At 43.2% G+C, this 20271-nt stretch carries 20 protein-coding genes; 18 read left to right on the plus strand and 2 right to left on the minus strand.

What is annotated here, in order from left to right; translation table 11 throughout:
• The first annotated feature begins 46 nt into the window (after positions 1 to 46).
• The 5 genes from ACK8P5_RS07630 to ACK8P5_RS07650 all read left to right on the plus strand — a co-directional run bounded on the left by ACK8P5_RS07630 (position 47) and on the right by ACK8P5_RS07650 (position 5086).
• On the plus strand, positions 47 to 343 hold the full coding sequence (locus tag ACK8P5_RS07630) for a YlaH-like family protein (RefSeq protein ID WP_422660352.1): 297 nt from the start codon (positions 47 to 49) through the stop codon (positions 341 to 343).
• A 144-nt stretch (positions 344 to 487) separates the two neighbouring features.
• Entirely contained in the window at positions 488 to 1567 is a 1080-nt protein-coding gene (locus ACK8P5_RS07635; protein ID WP_422660353.1) for an LCP family protein, read from the plus strand.
• 76 nt (positions 1568 to 1643) lie between these two features.
• Positions 1644 to 2096, plus strand: coding sequence for a pyridoxamine 5'-phosphate oxidase family protein (locus ACK8P5_RS07640; protein WP_422660354.1), 453 nt, complete (start codon positions 1644 to 1646; stop codon positions 2094 to 2096).
• 216 nt (positions 2097 to 2312) lie between these two features.
• Complete coding sequence (locus ACK8P5_RS07645) at positions 2313 to 3644, plus strand: PhoH family protein (protein ID WP_422660355.1); 1332 nt, start codon at positions 2313 to 2315, stop codon at positions 3642 to 3644.
• A 200-nt stretch (positions 3645 to 3844) separates the two neighbouring features.
• On the plus strand, positions 3845 to 5086 hold the full coding sequence (locus tag ACK8P5_RS07650; RefSeq protein WP_422660356.1) for an extracellular solute-binding protein: 1242 nt from the start codon (positions 3845 to 3847) through the stop codon (positions 5084 to 5086).
• A gap of 39 nt (positions 5087 to 5125) precedes the next feature.
• Here ACK8P5_RS07650 and ACK8P5_RS07655 read toward each other — a convergent pair whose 3' ends face one another.
• Both ACK8P5_RS07655 and ACK8P5_RS07660 read right to left on the minus strand, forming a co-directional pair.
• Positions 5126 to 6238, minus strand: a complete 1113-nt coding sequence (locus ACK8P5_RS07655) for a coiled-coil domain-containing protein (protein WP_422660357.1) — start codon at positions 6236 to 6238, stop codon at positions 5126 to 5128.
• Between the two features lie 212 nt (positions 6239 to 6450).
• Positions 6451 to 6687 carry a DUF2626 domain-containing protein gene (locus tag ACK8P5_RS07660; protein ID WP_379249930.1) on the minus strand — a complete coding sequence of 79 codons (237 nt, stop codon included), beginning with the start codon at positions 6685 to 6687 and terminating at the stop codon, positions 6451 to 6453.
• Positions 6688 to 7031: 344 nt separating this feature from the next.
• On the opposite strand from ACK8P5_RS07660, the gene ACK8P5_RS07665 reads away from it, so the two are divergent.
• The 13 genes from ACK8P5_RS07665 to ACK8P5_RS07725 all read left to right on the plus strand — a co-directional run bounded on the left by ACK8P5_RS07665 (position 7032) and on the right by ACK8P5_RS07725 (position 20250).
• Positions 7032 to 7679 (plus strand): RsfA family transcriptional regulator, encoded by a 648-nt coding sequence (locus ACK8P5_RS07665; protein ID WP_422660358.1) that lies wholly within the window; start codon positions 7032 to 7034, stop codon positions 7677 to 7679.
• A 137-nt stretch (positions 7680 to 7816) separates the two neighbouring features.
• Positions 7817 to 8788, plus strand: coding sequence for a ketopantoate reductase family protein (locus ACK8P5_RS07670; protein ID WP_422660359.1), 972 nt, complete (start codon positions 7817 to 7819; stop codon positions 8786 to 8788).
• 2 nt (positions 8789 to 8790) lie between these two features.
• Positions 8791 to 9165: a DUF3397 domain-containing protein gene (locus tag ACK8P5_RS07675; RefSeq protein WP_422660360.1), complete on the plus strand. Its 375-nt coding sequence runs from the start codon at positions 8791 to 8793 to the stop codon at positions 9163 to 9165.
• A gap of 148 nt (positions 9166 to 9313) precedes the next feature.
• Positions 9314 to 10978 (plus strand): peptide ABC transporter substrate-binding protein, encoded by a 1665-nt coding sequence (locus ACK8P5_RS07680; RefSeq protein WP_422660361.1) that lies wholly within the window; start codon positions 9314 to 9316, stop codon positions 10976 to 10978.
• Positions 10979 to 11171: 193 nt separating this feature from the next.
• Positions 11172 to 12104, plus strand: coding sequence for an ABC transporter permease (locus ACK8P5_RS07685; protein WP_422660362.1), 933 nt, complete (start codon positions 11172 to 11174; stop codon positions 12102 to 12104).
• A 4-nt stretch (positions 12105 to 12108) separates the two neighbouring features.
• Positions 12109 to 13059 (plus strand): ABC transporter permease, encoded by a 951-nt coding sequence (locus ACK8P5_RS07690; RefSeq protein WP_422660363.1) that lies wholly within the window; start codon positions 12109 to 12111, stop codon positions 13057 to 13059.
• A 13-nt stretch (positions 13060 to 13072) separates the two neighbouring features.
• Entirely contained in the window at positions 13073 to 14068 is a 996-nt protein-coding gene (locus ACK8P5_RS07695) for an ABC transporter ATP-binding protein (protein ID WP_422660364.1), read from the plus strand.
• Positions 14065 to 15003 carry an ABC transporter ATP-binding protein gene (locus ACK8P5_RS07700; protein ID WP_422660365.1) on the plus strand — a complete coding sequence of 313 codons (939 nt, stop codon included), beginning with the start codon at positions 14065 to 14067 and terminating at the stop codon, positions 15001 to 15003. Before ACK8P5_RS07695 ends, ACK8P5_RS07700 begins: the two co-directional genes overlap by 4 nt.
• Positions 15004 to 15161: 158 nt before the next feature.
• Complete coding sequence (gene bshC / locus ACK8P5_RS07705) at positions 15162 to 16793, plus strand: bacillithiol biosynthesis cysteine-adding enzyme BshC (protein WP_422660366.1); 1632 nt, start codon at positions 15162 to 15164, stop codon at positions 16791 to 16793.
• Positions 16794 to 16875: 82 nt separating this feature from the next.
• Positions 16876 to 18144 carry an adenosylhomocysteinase gene (locus ACK8P5_RS07710; protein WP_422660367.1) on the plus strand — a complete coding sequence of 423 codons (1269 nt, stop codon included), beginning with the start codon at positions 16876 to 16878 and terminating at the stop codon, positions 18142 to 18144.
• 220 nt (positions 18145 to 18364) lie between these two features.
• Positions 18365 to 18802: a division/cell wall cluster transcriptional repressor MraZ gene (gene mraZ, locus ACK8P5_RS07715; protein ID WP_422660368.1), complete on the plus strand. Its 438-nt coding sequence runs from the start codon at positions 18365 to 18367 to the stop codon at positions 18800 to 18802.
• 55 nt (positions 18803 to 18857) lie between these two features.
• Positions 18858 to 19811: a 16S rRNA (cytosine(1402)-N(4))-methyltransferase RsmH gene (rsmH, locus tag ACK8P5_RS07720; RefSeq protein WP_422660369.1), complete on the plus strand. Its 954-nt coding sequence runs from the start codon at positions 18858 to 18860 to the stop codon at positions 19809 to 19811.
• 37 nt (positions 19812 to 19848) lie between these two features.
• Positions 19849 to 20250: a cell division protein FtsL gene (locus ACK8P5_RS07725; RefSeq protein ID WP_422660370.1), complete on the plus strand. Its 402-nt coding sequence runs from the start codon at positions 19849 to 19851 to the stop codon at positions 20248 to 20250.
• The last annotated feature ends 21 nt before the right edge of the window (positions 20251 to 20271 follow it).

A 20271-nucleotide genomic window follows, 5' to 3' on the forward strand; every position in this document is an offset into this window, starting at 1 on the left:
TTGAAGTAGCTGAATGTGTTTCCTATCGTAAAGGAGTGAACCTACTATGCAATCGTGGTTTGCCGCGCATCCGATCGTTTCCTATATCATCATTTTTGTGCTGATTACGTACGTGTACAACAAGGTATTTCGGGTGAAACAGAAGCTTCCGCTTTTGAAAGAAGTTTTCCTGTATATCTTAATGGCACTTGGTTCGGGTATGCTGCTCATTTTCCAAGTTGACAAGCTGCCTATAATCCAATGTTTGCTTGTAGCGGTAGCGCTGATGCTGATGGTTCGAATTCGCTATTTTGTCGAGGATCGTCAGAAGAGAAAATCTCAGACGGAGCCGAAGACACGCTAATTTACTAGCTGCAGGTTGATCCGGCAACTTTTTGCCAGTCACCCTCGTTTATAAGAGAGAGAAGTACACATGGTCCGATAAATACACCTTTTTGGGTGTGTTTATCGGACCTTCATCTAAATTGAGAAAAAAGGTGTTATGATTATGAGTTCAGGTCATAGTAATCTCCCTCCGAGAGCGAAAACCGGGGGGCAGAGCAAGAAGCAGCCGCCTCGTAAAAAGCCAAGCGGTGTGAAATCATTTTTTAAATTCATATTAGTTCTTATCTTGTTGGCCGTATTGGGTGTTGCCGTTTATGCTGGAAGTTTATATTTCAAAGCGGAGAACGGGGTTCTGGACACGGGGAATAACAATCCGGTACCTCCAGAGAAAGCTGCCACGGTGAAACCGATCACGATGCTGCTGCTAGGTTCAGATCATCGCCCTGAATCGGGGACGAACCTGACGGATGTGATGATGGTTGTGTCGATGAACCCGGATACGAATTCTGCGACAATGGTGTCTTTACCGAGGGATACGAGTATCCAGTTGGAAGGATATAAGTCAAATCAGAAGCTAAATGCATTCTATGGAGCCTTCAAAAGACAAGAGAAGGATAGTGGAATCAAAGCGGAAGAGCAGATGAAAACGATGTTTAGTAAGTATCTTGACGTCGAAATCGATTACGTAACTGTTCTGGATTTCCAAGGTTTCAGAGATGTTGTGGATGCCTTAGGTGGTGTCAGTGTAGATGTTCAGTACAATATGTGTTATAAGGATTCCGTGGATGAAACAGATATTAATCTGAAGGCTGGTCCACAAGAGTTAAATGGAAAACAGGCGCTGGATTATGTTCGCTATCGGAAATCGAACTGTAGCCGAAAAACCAAAGAATCCAATGACTTTGATCGGAACGCTCGTCAAAGTGAAGTACTTCATTCCTTGATTGACCGAATGAAATCGTTTGGTGGAGCGACTAAAGCATTTAAAGTTCTGGATGCGGTAGACGATAATATGACAACAGACATTGAAAAAGATCAGGTTAAAAATATGATCAAAGCCTATTTTGACATCAATAAACAAGATGTGAAATTCATGCCGGTTACAGGCGAATGGCGAAGTCCTTTTGTTTACATTAACAACGAAGAACTTGAGAATGCCAAGCAGGCACTGAAAGATGAATTGGCTGGCAAGCATGTGAGCGAGTCAGAAGAGACAAATGCGGATTCTGAACCTAAGTCGTGACAATTGAAGGCAAGTTTTACGCTGTGCTATAATACAATGTAATGAATAGACGTTCATTGTACAGGAGGCCGGTGTGATGTCCCAACCCACTACGCAATTAACGGAAGCATTGATGAAGAAGCTGCAGCCAGAATCATTTGTTCTATTAAATACTGTGGATGCTGAATCCGGAGGTCCGACCTCCAGTATTGTGTCATGGATTTATCCTGTGAATGAATCAACACTTAGGCTGGCAATTGATCACCGTTCACGGCTCGTTGTCAATTTAAAGCGTAATCCACTTGCTTCTGTGACGGTGTTCTGTAATGAACAAGTTATAGCTATTAGTGGTCGTGCTGAAGTTCGGCAGAATCCACTGGATGGGGTTCCTTTTGACATGTGTTGCTTCGACATTCATGTTGAATTTGTTCGAGATGCACTCTTTCATGGTATTCAACTTGCCTCTTCACCTGAGTTTATTAAAATATATGACGAACAAGCAGCGGAAAAGCTCGACGGACAAGTTTTGGCTGCGATGAGAAAAGCCTAGTGATATGATCACTAGGCTTTTTTGTATGTACATGATGAATGCTGTAAAAACATACGATCACTGTCGCTAGAGCGAGCAATCTGTCATAAACTGCTGGGTTACCAAATAAACCCCTTGTAATTCTGAAAGGGAGGTGATGGGCATAGAACGTTAATGAGCGGAGTATTCTTCGAACAAAGTGGTGGATTGTAATGATGGAGCAGTGGAGGGGAAACGATGAAGAAAATATTTGTACTGGATACCAACGTTCTGCTGCACGATCCCAATGCGATTTTTGCATTTGAGGAGCATGAAGTGGTCATACCTGCAGTCGTGCTAGAAGAAATCGACTCCAAGAAGCGAAACGCTGATGAACTCGGGAGGAATGCTCGTTCCGTATCACGTCTGCTCGACGGATTAAGGGAAAAGGGACAGCTTCATGATGGTGTTCCTCTAGATCATGGAGGCAGACTCAAGGTAGAGCTGAACCACCGCAGCTTTGTTAAGGTACAGGAGATGTTTTGCGAGGCCTCGAATGATAATCGGATTCTGGCTGTCGCTTTGAATTATAAATTAGAGGAAGACCCTAAAGATGATCCACGACCTGTCATCTTGGTAAGCAAAGATGTGCTCGTAAGGATCAAAGCAGATGTGCTTGGCGTTACTGCTCAAGATTATTTGTCTGATAGAACAGCGGATCCAAGTGAGTTGTATAGAGGCCACACCACACTTAAGGTACATCCTTCTGTAATTGATGAATTTTACAGTTACCGTTTTTTACTAATCAAGCCACTTCAATTGCCATATACACTTTACCCTAATGAATTTGTCATTCTAAAAGATGAGATGGGAACTGGAAAGTCCGCGCTATTACGTGTCAGCACGGATGCGACACGGCTTGAGCCTCTTTATCTAAGTAATGATCCGGTGTGGGGAATATCCGCACGTAATGCTCAGCAGCGCATGGCGCTTGAACTATTGTTAAACGATGATATACCGCTTGTGACCATAACAGGAAAGGCGGGTACAGGCAAAACACTGCTCGCATTAGCTGCAGGTCTGTGCAAAGTTGAGGATGACCATAAATATAAAAAATTGTTGATTGCTCGGCCCGTTGTACCTATGGGAAAAGATATCGGATATTTACCAGGTGAAAAAGACGAGAAATTACGTCCCTGGATGCAACCCATCTACGACAACTTGGAGTATTTATTTGATACGAAAAAGTCAGGCGACATTGATAAAATCTTAATGGGCCTTGGGAGTATTCAAGTCGAAGCTCTCACTTATATTCGCGGGCGCTCTATTCCGGGGCAATTTATTATCGTAGATGAAGCTCAGAATTTATCAAGACATGAAGTGAAAACCATTGTCTCTCGCGCAGGTGAAGGCAGTAAAGTTATTCTCATGGGCGACCCGGAACAAATTGACCATCCTTATCTGGATGCCGTTAGTAATGGCTTAACGTACGTGGTTGAACGATTTAAGCAGGAGGGCCTCAGTGGTCATATTACGCTTACTAAAGGGGAAAGATCCAAGCTGGCTCAGTTAGCAGCAGATTTGCTGTAAGTACTATTTTCCGGGAAATGATATTATGATTATCCGCCCACTGTAGCTGAAAAGCTACAGTGGGCTGTTTTTGCAGGTGCCGAATGGGAAGAATTCTAAGCTAGAAAAAAATGGTCTTATGTAACTATGAAAAAAGGTAGGACAAGAGCCCTATGAGTCTGGTAAAATAAGGACAAGGCTCAAAAAGGAGTGGAGAAGGTATGAAACGGAAAAACTATTGGTTTTTATTTGCCATATTACTTCTGTCTTTAACCAGCCTATCTCCTAGCTTTGAATTTACTAAGAATGTAGGTAATCATACACCGGGGAAAGATCCTATACCCCCTTCACAGACACCGGATACACCAGAGAGTGATCTAGGTCCAATACAAATTGCTGTGCAAGTGAATGGTGATGAACTAGATAAGCTTAAACAGATGAATGAAGCGTTTATGAAAGAAACGGGTGCTGTTGTCGAGATCATTCCAATGGAATCTTTAGAATCCAATGAATCCGGTTTGATGGGACAGATGAACTTGGGTGAAGGCCCAGATGTTTTATTAGTAGATAGTCAATGGATAAATTCTTTAGCGGTCAAAGGGTATTTACTTCCGATTGATGCCTCACAAACGGATGTCCCTGATTCTCAGCTTCTTGGTGGACTTCTACCTCCCGTTCAGTGGAACGGATACCAATGGGGGATTCCATTTGATATGGACCCATACGTACTTCTCTGGAGCCCTGAGGGAGATCAATCTGAATTGCCCTCTAATCGGAAAGCTTGGCTTGATTATAAGAATAATAACGGGGATAGACCTGTGTTTGCTTTAGATCCCGATGATCCGTATGCATTCGCGTCGATAGTAGCTACTCTAGGTGGCAATCCAGCGCAACCCAATAAAGAAGTGATTTCGATGCTGGCTCCTCCAGTAGGAGACTCCTGGATTGATTTCATAGACACCAAGGGAGCAATAAAACCGAGTACGGAGAGAAGTGAAGGCGCTGGTGCATCTATCGTTATAGGTGCATATTCCTTATTAGGTCGTTATCTACCTGAAGGTAGTCAGCTGACACTTGTTAGTAATAACTCGAATTCCACGCAGCCTATCATAAAATCACGGAGTTTTGCAGTGACTGCACAAAGCGAATCTTCTTCGCTTGCAATGGCGTGGATTGCTAAAATGACTTCGAAAGATGCTGTACTAGCATGGACTGAGGCGACAGGTAATCTAACAGCGGTATCTATCATTGATAACTATACTGATAGCGCTATCAATCATAGTAAGATGCACAGGGAAATTATTGAGCAGGTTACATCCATGATGGAACATGACGAAGCTGTGAGACTGAACTTTGGACGAGACGATGGCTTTGGTATATATTCAAGTTCAGTTAGTGACCTTCTCCATGGACGTATGAAGATCAAGGAGTTCTTGGAGCAATACAAGACGGCATCTCCGTAATAAAAAGAAGAACTACCGACTCCGGTAGCTCTTCTTTTTTTACATATCAAGTTCTAACTTAACCAATAGTAATTTATCGGTTGTATTGACTTCGGTAGCTTTTAGGAAAGATACGAGTTGCTTGGGATAGAAGTTCATGTCGAACTCATTTTGAAGTGCTTCACGTGTCGTATCAGGTAGTTCCAGACGGTTAAATACAAGCTTATCTATCTGAAACATAATAGCGTTCTCGGGATCATTAATGATGGTGTATCTTCCTTCAATAAGAAGTGATAAATTTCCACTCTTACCCTCTGCGGATATCTTTCCATTGTCAAAATGAAATGCAAAAGTGTTAAATATCTCATTCTGAGATCGAAGGAATTGATTGAGGTCATCTTCATGAATACTAATGGAATACTCTTTACCGTTGGTTTTCAGCATGTTTTTACTACTTTGAATAAAGGTGGGGAGATTGTTCATAGCATCTGCCAATGCCTGAAAGTGACGCTTGAGTTCATACATACCTACGTTTTCCCAGTACAATGTGAACTCTTCAATCAACTTGGTCATCGCTTCAGGATTGCTGCTGGAGGCAATCGCTCCATCGACTTGTTTCTCGAGGGCAAGAACACGCTCTCTTTGCTTCATAAGACGCTCTTTAACTTCAATCAACTGACTTGAAGTTCGGGCAGCTTCTGTCTGAGCGGACACCAATTCTTTATATTGCTGGTCGTAAGCTTTAAGGACGTTTTGGTCATTTTGTATGATCAAATCGTAGAAGTCCAGAATTCTAAAAAATTCAGTTAAGCTTTTTGCAGATAATAGTAGGCCCAGTAAACTTTCACGCTCACCCATATAGTAAGCACGGAGGATAACTCCTGCCTGTTTCTGGCGTTCTTCGATATGTTGTTCTAGCTCGGAGATTGTGGCCTGTAATGACTGCTGTACTTGTTCAAGTTCTTTCTGTTTACTTCCAATCCGTTCAATCTCATGATCGATTTCGACAATCGAGAGACTGTCCTCTAGCAACTTTCGAGCTTCTTCTGAATGGATATCTGGTGTATCTGCGGTAGCATATACGGATTTTGACCCAATAATGGCATTTGAAACGAGCAAAAAGCATAACGAAATCAATATGTATAGCCGTAGCCGTGGTTTAGGTGCAATCAAACGGGTATCCCCCTTGGCAAAAAGATCTGTTAATTTAAGGAATAGGCATTCTCTCATTGTTAACCAATATATGATGGGAAAGACTCAAATATCAACCCTTGTCTTCCTTATTAATTAATTCGATATATTTATTTCTTTGAAAGCGCATTAAAAAAGCGACCGGCAAAAGAATGCCTGATCGCTTTTTTAACTTGTTTTCCTACACTGGGATGTTAGACTGGTAAGCCCATTTCAAAGATCGTCCAATAACTGAAACCGGTAAAGGTCACGATCATATAAGCCCAGAAGAGAAGAATATAAGTTCTCTCCGTGAAGTTCAGATATCCCAAGATCACGAAAAACGCTGTCTGCAGGAAGAAAAGCAAAGCCATTTCAACCATGTCCCCGGCAAACGCCATCAAACCGATGGTCAGGGTGAAAAAACCGAGTACTCGAAACATGCGTGCCACGATCGTATCCTCCTCTCATATGTACGGACAATGCTTATTGCTATGTACATTATAACGTTCTGGTAAAATCGTGTAAACGCCTAACTGACGAATATTTCCTTAAATTTCGAATTCGTGTGACTTTTGTTCTTGAAAATACGCTTAATTTGCATTTTTAGCACAAATCCCACCTAAAACGTATGTTATTTATTCAAAATGGAAATACATTTTAGTATCAAATAGATTCTATGAACTCTATGAGAAGCATAGGAATGAATTAAGCAGCTTTTATACCTTATTCAGCAACCGAATAATACGGTATTGAAGACGGTTATTTTAGGATGTCGTTAGGAGGGTTTTATGGTATGTCAGCAGTGAGACAGGATGCATGGAGCGCGGAGGATGATCTGATTTTAGCGGAGGTGACTCTTCGTCATATCCGGGAAGGAAGTACACAGTTATCAGCGTTTGAAGAAGTCGGTGAACGGATCGGCCGAACGTCAGCTGCCTGTGGTTTCAGATGGAACAGCTGTGTGCGTAAGAAATACGAGGATGCCATTAGTTTGGCAAAATCCCAGCGTCAGAAACGAAGCTATTACAAGAAACAAACAGCCGCAGTTCCACAAGTAGCAGGCTTGGCTCATGCAGAACTCGACCATGATAGCTATAAGAGCGAGGGTGCTAGTGAAGAAACGCTTTCCATCGATGCTGTCATCCGTTTTTTGCGTCAATGGAAGGGTGGATTGCAGGAAAGTGGACGTCAGTACAAGGTTCTTGAGAGAAACTTGCGTGAGAAGGATGAAGAGCTGAGTAGACTTCGTAGTGAGAATGCCCGTCTATTAAAAGAAGTCAGTGAAGTGAAGACGGACTATCACGTAGTTAACGATGACTATAAGGCATTAATTCAGATTATGGACAGAGCTAGAAGACTGGCATTTCTCAATGAAGAGGAAGAAGAATTAAAGACCCGCTTCAAAATGGATGCCAACGGTAATCTAGAACGCATTGAGTAGTTATACTTGAGACATGGAATAAATAACCCGCTCTAAGCGCATTTATAAAGCGCCAGAACGGGTTATTTGTATTTTTGTCAATTGTTCTGATATATACTAAAAGCTAAGATGAAACACCAGCAACGGAGGTTTATGTGATGACTATACATATTATTGGTGCAGGATCACTCGGATTGCTGTACGGAGGTAGACTTGCAGCTAGTGGGTCTAATGTGGTGTTGTGGTGCCGCAGTACAGAGCAAGCCGAACAACTGCGATTAAATGGAATAACCATAGAAGAGAAAGATGAAGTGATTCAGATCTCCAGTGAGTTGTTTCAAGCCAAGTCAATTACGGAGTTCCATGATCAAAGTGGTCTAGGCGAGAACGATTTTATTTTTATGATGGTAAAACAAACGGGGATCGAGACAGCCGTTAGAGAAATTCTCACCCCGTATTCATGTATGAAACGAAAGTTGATTTGCTTCCAGAATGGAACGGGGCACATCGAACAAATACAACGAATGCTTCCTAACTGGTCGTTATTTGTAGCTATTACGACCGAGGGAGCTAAACGAGTGGGAGAAACCGAAGTAATACATGCGGGTGCTGGTTCTACCTGGATCGGACAGACAGGGACGTCTTCTATAGAAGGAAAACAATTTTGCCATGAGACTGGTCAATCAGAAAAAGCACTTGCTGCATCTTTGAAAAGAGCAGGATTTGAGGTTTTTTTGTCGAATGATTTGGATGGCATGATCTATCGGAAACTGTTAATGAATGCTGTGATTAACCCGTTAACAGCTCTATGGCGGATTCCTAATGGAGCACTTCTTGAATCGGAAGAGCGCATTGCGTTCATGAGGGAACTTTATGAAGAGGGGATTACAGTTTATACTGCTTGCGGTATACCTTGGGAGTCCGATTTATGGGAACAGATTCTAAAGGTGTGTCAATCCACTTCTCGTAACACGTCCTCTATGCTGAAGGATGTATTAGAAGGACGTACGACAGAGGTTACATCAATTAATGGAAGCATTGTTCGTATGGGCGAGAGTAAGGGGGTGCCAACGCCTGCTCACCGTCTAATATGGAAACTGATAGAAGGTATTCATGTAAAGGAGGCGTGAGAATGGATTTATTTATTGTTATGAGTGTTGCTCCAATCATACCGTTTGTTCTGATTTATTTGTTCGTCTATCTGCGAAAAAAAGATAAGAAGCAAGCTATGAGGCTTGCGATGGATGTAACCACTTTGTTTTTAGTGTTTTCTGTTTCCGCTCTTTTTAACAATTTGTTCCAGTCTAAGTTCGGATTTTATTTAATTTTGTTACTGCTATTAATAACGGCAGGGCTGATTGGCGGAGCGCAGAACCGTTGGAAGGGACAGGTTGATGGGAAAAGATTATTTCGTGCAGTATGGCGGTTGGCATTTGTAACAACGAGCATTAGTTACATAATATTTACATTTTCTCTCATTATACTTAACATATTTAAAGTGATGTAAGGGCATGATATTGAACAAAACATTTACAATCATGTGTCATTAAACCTCGCAGGGAGATATTTCTCTCGGGGTTTTTATGGATTTTTTTGACCACTGGTTGTATAATCGATTAGCATATACCTAAAATCTATGAGGGGGAAACTGCAAGATGAAGAAACACAGAAGTCTTTTACTACTATTGACGCTGATTCTTGCCATCGGTACTGTGTTGGCCGGATGCGGATCCAACAACAAGAACGATGACCAGAGCGCAACCGGGGACAACGGGAAACCGAAAGAGCAAATTTTCCGTATGAACCTCGCATCAGAGCCTCCTACATTGGATCCAGGACAGTCTCAAGACAATAACTCGAATACGATCATTAATGCTGTATTTGAGGGCTTGACACGTAAAGGCGACAAAGGTGAGGCAGTACCAGGTGTGGCTGAGAAATGGGACATTTCAGAGGACGGCCTGAAGTACGTGTTTACGCTCCGCAAAGACGCTAAATGGAGCAATGGCGATCCGGTAACGGCTAAGGATTTTGAATACGCTTGGAAGCGTGTCTTGGATCCTAACTTTATGCCTGCACCACCGTATGCTTACCAACTGTATTACATAAAGAATGCAGAAGCATACAACATGGGTAAGATCAAGGATGCTAACGAAGTTGGCGTGAAAGCTACAGATGACTATACGCTGGAAGTTACACTTGAGAACCCTACACCATATTTCCTAAGTCTAACAGCATTCCAAACATATTATCCGATTCACCAATCGGCGAAAGATAACGATAAATGGGCGACAAAAGCAGATACGATCATTGCGAATGGTCCTTTCAAAATCGCATCGATTACGAAAGGTCAAAAGATCGAATTGGCTAAAAACGACCAATATTGGGATAACAAATCCATCAAACTAGAAAAAGTAGTGATGAGCATCGTAAACAGCTCTGCTACAGAGCTTTCTAGTTACCGTAACAATGAGCTAGACTATGCTGGACACCCTGTAGGAAACATTCCAACAGACCAGCTTCAAGCCGTTAAGAAAGAAATGCCGAACGAGCTTAAAATCAAAGGTACAGCTTCTACTTATTTCTATGTATTCAATACAACTAAAGAGCCGTTTGACAATGTGAATATTCGTAAAGCTTTCGCTATGGCTATTGATCGTCAAGCGATTGTTGAAAAGATTACACAAGGTGGACAAACACCTGCATTCGGTTTCGTACCTCCAGGTATTAAAGGTGAGAAAGACGAGTATCGTAAAGAAGTAGCGGATTCCTATTTCACTGAGGACCTTGCAGAAGCGAAGAAATTGCTTGAACAAGGGATGAAGGAAAAGGGTTATACAACATTGCCAGAAGTTACATTGATTCATAACTCCGACGATAACCACAAGAAGATTGCTTTGGCGATTGCTGATATGTGGAAGAACAATCTAGGTGTTAACGTGAAAGTTCAGAACCAAGAGTGGGGCGTGTTCTTGAAGAACCGTACGAACTTGGATTATCAAGTGGCTCGTTCCGGTTGGGGCGCTGACTACAACGATCCGATGACTTACATCGATATGTGGACTTCCGGTAGCGGAAACAATGACACCGGCTTCAAAAATGAAGAGTATGACAAACTTGTAAGAGAAGCATACGCAACTAGCGATAATGCTAAACGTATGGAACTCATGGCTAAAGCTGAGAAAATCTTGGTTGAGGACAATCAAATTGTTATGCCAATCTATTACTACTCTAGCGTCTCATTGGTTAAACCTTGGATGAAGAACATTAATATCGACTTCAAAGGGGATCTTGATTTTACACGCGCATATGTTGAGTAATCTTAATTAGAGGTTGCGTTTCGGGATATATATGTGGGGAATTCCCTCATATATATCCCGATTTTTTATATTATGTTGACATTGCCAAATCTTGTTTTAATTGGTGAAACTTATAGAATTGATTATTCGTTCTCGTGTTTATTACAATAAAACTAGAATTGAGCATAGAACAATACATCAAGGGGGATGCGGGATGCTGAGGTATGTAGCGAGTAAGTTCTTTTACATGCTTGTATCGTTGTTCATATTGATCTCAGCCACATTTTTTCTCATGAAAGCCATACCTGGTGATCCATTCATGGGAGAGAAGAAGCCGTCGCCTGAAATATTGGCGAGGTTGATGGAGCAATATGATCTGGATAAACCGATTTTTCAGCAGTACACGAAATATTTAGGAAATATCGTACAAGGTGATTTTGGATTATCGATGAAGCAACAAGGTCAAAGTGTAACAGATATTATTACTGAGACATTTGCACCTTCTTTGAAATTAGGTCTAATTGCGATTGTTGTTTCGGTTATAGTCGGCGTACTGCTAGGTATGTTGGCAGCCCTCTATCATCGTAAATTAATTGATAATGTCGCTATGATTGTTTCCGTTCTAGGAATTGCAGTCCCAAGCTTTGTGCTTGCTTCCTTGCTTCAATACGTACTTGGTGAAAAAGCAGGCTTGTTTAACGTAATGGGATTTGACGGTCCGCTTGATTATGTACTTCCGGTAATGGCGCTTGCTGCCCAGCCGATTGCGTTTATCGCACGCTTAACTCGTTCCAGTATGCTTGAAGTTCTTCACTCAGATTATATTAAAACTGCTAAAGCAAAAGGTCTTAACTGGTTCGCTATCATGTTCCGCCATGTCATCCGAAATGGTATTTTGCCTGTCGTAACCTATGTGGGTCCCATGACAGCGAATATTATTACAGGTTCCGTTGTTATTGAGCAGATCTTTGGAATCGGCGGTATTGGTAAGCAGTTTGTTGATAGTATAACAAATCGTGATTACACGGTTATTATGGGAATTACTATTTTCTACGGCATCCTGTTGATGCTTGCTCGTTTCTTAACCGATATTGTTTATGTACTAGTAGATCCGCGTATTAAACTGAGTGGCGGGAAGGAGGGCTAACATCATGGCGACAGAACAGACTATACCGCATCCCGCGGCACAAAACTTAACACCTGAAGATTTTCAAAAAATTGGTGTAGATGAGAAACAATCTGAAGTTATTCAGCGTGAAAGCTTGTCGGCATGGCGTGATTCTTGGGAAAGATTGCGTAAGAACAAGCTCGCCATGACCGGCTTAATTATTATGATCATGATCGTCTTCATGGCCATTTTTGGACCGATGATGGTGAATTATGACTATGAAACGAATGATCTCATGAACACGAACATGCCGCCTTCTTCGGAGCATTGGTTCGGTACCGATGATCTGGGACGTGACGTGTTTGTCCGTACCTGGATGGGCGCTCGAATATCCTTGATCGTTGGACTCGCTGCTGCGGCAATTGACCTCATGATCGGTGTCATTTATGGCGGTGTAATGGGATACTTTGGTGGTCGTGTCGATGAGTTCATGAATAAATTTGCTGAAATTCTATATTCAATCCCTTATCTTTTGGTTACTATTCTGCTTCTGGTCGTATTTGAGCCAAGTTTAGGTACGATCATACTCGCTTTAACGATTACAGGTTGGATTAACATGTCGTGGATTGTCAGGGGCGAAATCATGCAGCTGAAGAACAGAGAGTTTGTACTTGCTTCTCGTTCGATGGGTGCAGGTGCGCCAAGACTGTTGTTCCGCCACTTGATTCCTAATGCACTGGGTCCAATTATTGTTACATTGACGTTGTCTGTACCAAATGCGATCTTCGCTGAATCATTCCTCAGCTTCCTCGGTCTGGGTGTCCAAGCACCGGTTGCATCATGGGGTTCAATGATCAACGATGCACTATCCGGCTGGATGTACTATCCTTGGCGGATGTTGTTCCCAGCTCTCTTTATCAGCTTGACGATGCTCGCATTTAACATTTTCGGTGATGGACTGCGTGATGCGCTGGATCCGAAACTGAAAAAATAGGAGGTGGGAAGGTATGGAACCGATTTTGCAGGTTAAAGATCTCAATGTTTCGTTCCGTGTACGCGGTGGAGAAGTTAAAGCGGTTCGCGGTGTGAATTTTGAAGTCGGCAAAGGGGAGACGGTTGCGATCGTCGGTGAATCCGGAAGTGGTAAAAGTGTTACCGCCCAAACGATTATGCGTCTGATTCCGTCCCCGCCGTCAGAAATTAAAAAGGGAGAAATTATATTCCAAGGACAAAATCTCCTGAAAAAAACAAACAAACAGATGGAAGCGATTCGTGGTAAAGATATCGGTATGATCTTCCAAGATCCGATGACTTCCTTGAATCCTACCATTAAAATAGGTAAACAAATTACAGAAGTACTCATCAAGCATCAAGGTATGTCCTCTAGTGAAGCCAAAAAACAAGCGATTGAAATGCTTAAACTCGTTGGTATTAAAAATGCTGAAGAGCGTTTTAATCAATATCCCCATGAGTTTTCTGGAGGTATGCGTCAGCGTGCGATGATCGCAATTGCTCTTGCCTGCAGTCCGGCTCTACTTATCGCGGATGAGCCGACAACGGCACTTGATGTTACAATCCAGGCACAGATTATGGATGTTATGAAAGAAATGCAGGATCGTCTGGGTACATCGATTATTCTGATCACGCATGACCTTGGTGTAGTTGCTGGTATGTGTGACCGTGTTATCGTAATGTACGCTGGTGAAGTTGTGGAGACAGGAACGAAATGGGAAATATTTAAGAATCCACAGCATCCTTATACTAAAGGTCTCCTACGCTCCATGCCTCGTCTGGATCAGAAGAAGGACGAGCCGCTCATTCCGATTATCGGTACGCCTCCAGACCTTATCAAGCCGCCGGTGGGTTGTCCATTCTGTGCTCGCTGTGATGAGGCGATGAGAATTTGTGAACGAATCGATCCGGGTGCAACGGAATTCAGCGATACACATGTAGCGCGTTGCTGGAACCTTCATCCGATGGCACGGGAGGCTGAGACATCATGAAGAGTAACAATCTAATCGAGGTTAAAGGCCTGAAGAAATATTTTGATGTCGGTAAGGGGCAAATCTTAAAAGCGGTAGATAACTTGAACTTCAACATCCGTGAAGGCGAAACGCTGGGAATGGTTGGTGAGTCAGGTTGTGGTAAATCTACGGCAGGACGTACCATTCTCCGTCTGTATGAGCCTACTGCTGGTAGTGTGATGTTCGGTGGAACAGACATTTACAAGTTGTCTCAGAAAAAAATGAAGGCAATGCGCCGCGATATGCAGATGATCTTCCAAGATCCTTATGCATCGTTGAATCCGCGGTTCACTGTTACAGATATCATCGGTGAGGCTTTGGATATCCACGGTATGGCTGGTAGCCGAGCTGAACGAAAAAAGCGGGTGGAAGAGCTTCTTGATATGGTTGGCTTGAACAGCGACCATGCTACGCGGTATCCGCATGAGTTCTCCGGTGGTCAGCGTCAGCGGATCGGTATCGCTCGTGCACTTGCGGTAAATCCGAAATTTATCATCTGTGATGAACCGATTTCGGCGCTTGATGTGTCGATTCAAGCTCAGGTTGTCAATTTGTTGAAAGATCTGCAGGATCGCCTTGGATTGACATACTTGTTCATTGCCCATGATTTATCAATGGTAAAGCATATCAGTGACCGTGTAGCAGTTATGTATTTGGGTAAAATGGTGGAGCTTGCTGACAGTGAAGAGCTGTATGCGAATCCGATCCATCCGTATACCAAATCGCTTTTGTCTGCAATTCCAATCCCTGATCCAGAGATTGAAGCTAATAAAAAGCGTCTGATTATTGAAAATGATATGCAAGGACCTATTTCAGCTGCAAAAGGCGAAGCAGGTACGGTTGTCCTTGAAGAGAAAGATACCGAATTGGTTGAGGTTTCAAAAGGTCACTGGGTGTCCAAAGCTTACGCTTAATAATTTGATAGGTTCTGAAAGTATTAACCGTCAGCCTGAGCGCTGGCGGTTTTTCTATTTTCCTTTGACGGAGAACATCATCATTCGGTACAATCAATATGAGCTTTACTAAAGTAAGTTAACCAAGATAGGTTGAAGTAGAATGGGAGGCATACCTCATGAATATAGTGCCCGAGCCATTATCTGGCGGATCAAGCCTGGCACAAGATTACATGGACCACTATGAACAGGTAAGTGGTTTTTACGGTGGTAATCACCGAGATGAACGAAGCTGGGAGCACCGAGTGAAATGGCTGGACCAGACCGAGGAGAAACGAATTAACCGGAAAGCGCTAACCGCGTGTCTTCGGTTATATAATGAAAGATACAATGGGCATGATGCGGTACATAAATCGCTTGATTTACTGGAGCGAGAAGGTACTCTAGTCATTACAGGTGGACAGCAGAGCGGCTTGTTTACGGGACCCATGCTTGTTGTTCATAAGGCCATTACGATCATACAAGCAGCCCAAGAGGCTGAGAGAAGACTCGGTAGACCCGTTGTTCCTTTATTTTGGATTGCAGGGGAAGATCATGACTGGGATGAAGTAGATCATACCTTTGTTATGGATGCGGAGCTAGAAGTGGCCAAGATTAGAATGGAGCGTGAGGAGGGTCCGAGGACATCGGTTAGCTGTACACCAGTTCATGCAGAACAATGGAACCAAGCTCTTGATGAAATGCAGGAACTGCTTAAAGATAGTGAGTATAAGTCTGAAATAATTCATTTACTTCGCTCAGCAGCAGCAACTTCCACTGGCCTTAGTGATGCATTTGCTCAATTAATGGGGGCGATGTTTGGGAAATACGGATTAATTCTTCTTGATTCTTCAGATCCAGATTTACGAGTTTTGGAGGCTCCGATCTTTGAACAATTGATTCGTCATAATGACTCTCTAGGTCAATCGTACCAGTTAGCAGCAAGGGATATGACAGGTTTGGGATATGAATTGCAGGCGGATGTTCCCGAGAATGGGGCGAACTTGTTTTATCTATACGATGACAAGCGAATCTTACTGTTTAGGGAAAATGGAGTCTTCACAGACAGAAAAGGTTTAATCTCGTTCTCCGAATCTGAGCTGCTTGCAGAACTTTCGCAGCATCCAGAACGCTTCAGTAATAATGTGCTCACTCGGCCGATCATGCAAGATTCTTTGCTACCGGTACTGGGAACAGTACTAGGTCAAGGTGAGATCTCCTACTGGGCAATTACACGTTATGCGTTTGCTGAGATGGGCCTTCAGATGCCGTTAATCTTGCCGCGAATGTCGTTTACACTCGTGGATGCCACCTCTCAGAAATATTTGGAGAAATACGAATTAACATTTCAAGATATACACGTTAACTTGGAAGCTAAGCGTCAGGATTGGTTAGCTGGACAAAATGGAATCGATTTGGATGAACGTTTCAAAGAGACCAAAGAGTTGTTCCATCGGCTTTACAATCCTTTGCTGGAGGACATTGCAAATTTGCAGCCCGGACTCGTGAAGCTAGGTCAGAGTAATCAGACGAAAATTTTGGATCAGATGGATTTTCTCCTGAATAAAACCAAAGCTTCGTTAGAACAACAGCACAGTGCCGCGTTGAGACAATGGGATTTTCTAAGCCAGTCTATCGCACCTATGGGTCGACCTCAGGAGCGAGTTTTTAATATTTTCTACTATTTAAATCGATATGGACTAACTCTCTTGGATGATCTGATGAGTATTCCTTATGATGATTCAGGCATTCACCGAGCTGTGTATCTCTAAATTCATTTTCATACAGACACTTATGTAAAAAGCTGGGGTATGATATAGTACTGCATAATTCATTTTTTAGGGAGGCTGTTGTATGAGTTCATCGTCAATTCAGAATAGCGTTATCAAGGATTTGAAACTTGCACCAGAGGGACATTTGAAGATCGATTGGGTCGAGGCGCATATGCCCGTTCTGAATCGAGTACGGAAGCAGTTCGAAGAAGAACAGCCGTTTAAAGGACTCAAGGTAGCAATCTCCCTACACCTCGAAGCGAAGACCGCCTATCTTGCAAAAGTGGTTCAGGCTGGTGGTGCCGAGGTCACTATTACAGGAAGTAACCCGCTCTCAACACAGGATGATGTATGTGCTGCTCTGGTAGAGGATGGTATCACGGTGTTTGCTAAATACAATCCTGAGCCAGAGGAGTACAAGGAGCTGCTTATAAAGGCGTTAGAAAGCAAACCTGACTTGATCATCGATGATGGCGGGGATCTTGTTACGATTCTTCATGCAGAACGTCCCGATCTACTTGCTGGAATTCGTGGAGGCGCTGAGGAGACAACAACGGGCATCCTCCGGTTGAAATCACTTGAAAAAGAAGGTGCGTTGAACTTCCCGATGGTTGCTGTGAATGATGCGTACTGTAAATACCTGTTCGATAACCGTTACGGCACAGGACAGTCTGTATGGGATGGAATTAATCGGACTACCAACTTGGTTGTAGCGGGTAAGACGGTGGTCGTTGTAGGGTACGGGTGGTGCGGAAAGGGCGTTGCCATGCGCGCTAAAGGCCTTGGTGCGAACGTAATCGTTACTGAAGTGGATGCGATTAAAGCAGTTGAAGCTTACATGGACGGCTTCCATGTAATGCCAATGGGTGAAGCGGCGAAGCGTGGTGACTTCTTTGTTACTGTGACAGGTAACCGTGATGTAATCAGCGGTGAACACTATGATGTGATGAAGGACGGAGCGATTTTATCCAATGCTGGACACTTCGATGTGGAAGTGAATAAGCCAGATTTGGAATCCCGTTCGAAATCTATTCGTACGGTGCGTCGTAATATTGAAGAGTACCATTTGAATGATGGACGTAAAATCTATCTTCTAGCTGAAGGTCGTCTGGTAAACCTTGCAGCAGGTGACGGGCATCCAGCCGAGATCATGGACATGACGTTTGCATTACAGGCACTTTCCTTGAAATATGTAAATGATCAATATCAAACAATTGGTAATCGAGTTGTGAATGTACCTTATGAACTGGATGAGCAAGTCGCTCGTTATAAACTAGAAAGTCTTGGAATGGGAATTGATGAACTAAGTGAAACACAGAAATCTTATTTGAATAGTTGGGCACAGCATTAAAACGATGCGCTACAAGGCTTTTTGCTAATATGCATAACCCTTATTTGGATTCGGAAAGAATTCAAATAAGGGTTTTTTTGATGTATCGCAAAGACATAGGCAAGAAAAAAACAATAACTTGCTTGAAGGGATTTGATTTGTAATGGCGAATCTATTATCCTAAAGTGGTGGAAAGTGGTGCAAAGTGGGGGATTCGGGGTTAAAGGAGTGAGAGTGCCTGATGTTTATGGGAGAATTTCAGCATAGCATCGACGATAAGGGAAGAATCATTATCCCTGCGAAGTTTCGCGATCTCCTTGGCAGCTCCTTTATTGTAACTCGCGGACTCGACCAGTGTCTCTTTGTATACCCCACTGAAGAATGGGCCATTATGGAACAAAAGCTCAAATCCCTCCCGCTGATGAAGTCAGACGCACGTGCGTTTACTCGGTTTTTTTTCTCCGGGGCGACAGAATGTGAATGGGATAAACAGGGAAGGGTAAATTTGCCGGGCAATTTGCGGGAATTTGCGAAGCTCGACAAAGAATGCGTCGTAATCGGCGTTTCGAATCGAGTGGAGATTTGGAGTAAAGAGCAATGGCAGAAGTATTATCAGCAATCAGAAGAAGCGTTTAATGACATTGCAGAGAAGCTGGTCGATTTCGATTTCGACCTGTAACCAATCCGCATGATATCACATGTGGAATGAGTAGACAATTATGGAGGGCTGCAGCTTGTTTCATCACATCACGGTGCTTAAAGAAGAAGCGACAGAAGGGCTGCGCATCAAACCAGACGGTATATATGTTGACTGTACACTGGGAGGAGCGGGCCACAGCTCGCTGATCGCTTCCAAACTGGGTTCAGAAGGCCGCTTGATTGCGCTAGATCAAGATGATTGGGCGCTTAATAATGCGCGCGAGGCTCTGAAGCCTTATGGAGACAGGGTTACCCTGGTCAAGACGAATTTCCGCGACTTGGAGGAGGTACTCCGGGGCGAAGTCGGTCGTGACGAGGATGACCCCGGCCTAGTTGACGGTATTCTGTTTGATTTGGGCGTGTCTTCGCCGCAATTCGATGAAGGGGAGAGAGGGTTCAGCTACAATCACGATGCACCGCTAGATATGCGGATGGATCAATCCGCAGAGCTTACGGCAGCAGAAATCGTGAATGAATGGTCAGAACAAGAAATCGCCAAGATTTTGTTTGAATACGGTGAAGAGAAATTTTCGAGACGTATCGCTAGGGTTATTTGTGAAAAGCGGGTCATTAGCCCCATTCAAACTACAGGTCAGTTGGTCGATATGATTAAAGAAGGAATTCCGGCCGCGGCTCGCAGAACGGGCGGCCATCCAGCGAAACGTAGTTTTCAGGCGCTTCGTATTGCAGTAAACGATGAGTTAGGAGCTTTCAAGGATGCTTTACATCAGGCTGTGAGATGTCTGGCTCCAGGAGGAAGAGTATCTGTTATTACATTCCATTCTTTGGAAGACCGAATTTGTAAGCAAATCTTTAACAGTTATATTCCGAAGTGTACTTGTCCGCCAGACTTTCCAATGTGTGTATGTGGTGGTGGCCAAGGATCTCTAAAGCTTGTGAATCGTAAACCGATCGTACCAAGTGAATCAGAATTAGCGCTTAATCCACGTGCTCGTTCGGCCAAGCTGCGTATCGCAGAGAAGTTATAACACACTTAGAAAAACAAAAACGAAGGAGAATTCAGCCATGGCCTACACACGCGGCAATTTGGCCGTACAAGAGAGACAGAAGGAACAACAGTCCCAATATGTCGAGACAACGACAGTTATTAAACGTCGTTCTCAGCTTCCTAAGAGAGAAAAGCTTCTCTACCTAATGTCCGTGCTGTTTGTGGTTGCAGTGATGGGGTGGGTTGGAATGAGTCATGTGAAGATCTATGATATGAACCGACAAATTCAGAATGCAGATTCCCAGATCAAAACATTAAATCAAGGAATAGACACGCTTCAGGTGAAGAAACAATCGCTCGAAATGGGCATTGCACAAAAAGCGAAAGAGCTCGGTTATGTACAAGCTGAGCAAGACAATGCGATCCATGTCTCCCCATCAGGGAAAGATGCATCCAATGCTCCGTCGGGACAAAACTAGAATAATAGTGAGGTTGTACCG

Origin of the sequence: Paenibacillus sp. EC2-1, assembly GCF_049311625.1 — a bacterium.
Lineage (GTDB): Bacteria > Bacillota > Bacilli > Paenibacillales > Paenibacillaceae > Paenibacillus_AQ.